Origin of the sequence: Neobacillus paridis (assembly GCF_016765675.1) — a bacterium.
In the GTDB taxonomy this organism is placed as follows: Bacteria; Bacillota; Bacilli; order Bacillales; family Cytobacillaceae; genus Neobacillus; species Neobacillus paridis.
The window spans coordinates 1-537 of the sequence record NZ_JAESWB010000132.1; the positions used below are offsets into that span (position 1 = coordinate 1).

Below are 537 nucleotides of genomic sequence, written 5' to 3' on the forward strand. Positions count from 1 at the left end.
ATCGCCCAGGTCGAAGACGTGCTTCACCAGCTGGCCAATGACAGCCGGGCGCTGTCGCACACGGCGCTGATGCGGGAACTGGAATTCGTCACCCTGGCCGAGTCGCTGCCGCACATCGTCTGGCAGGCTGACCCGCAGGGCGTGCTCGAATACCGCAACGAGCAGTGGCATACCACCTTTGGCCCCGGCCCGGTCACGCGCCTGGACCAGCTGACCTCGCTGGCGCACCAGAAAGACCTGCTTACCCTGATGAATGCCTGGGGCGTCAGCCGCGCCAGCGGCATCGACCTGCACTGCACGATGCGCCTGCGCAGCCACAACGACAGCGCCTATGTGTGGTTCCGCATCCATGGCCGCGCACTGCGCGCCGAGGACCAGCGCATCATACGGTGGGTCGGCACCATCACCAATGTGCATGACGCCATTCTCCAGACCGAGCGCACCGAGCAGGCGCTGGAACTGGAGCGCCAGGCCCGCGCCGAGGCGGAGCGGGTGGCATCGATGGCTGATGAATTCCTGGCCACGCTGTCGCACGAG

The 537-nt window shown here is 66.5% G+C and carries 1 protein-coding gene; it reads left to right on the plus strand.

Annotated elements, in window-relative coordinates:
* The coding region (locus JK635_RS28210) for a PAS domain-containing protein (protein WP_202653296.1) at positions 1 to 537 on the plus strand (537 nt) is incomplete at both ends.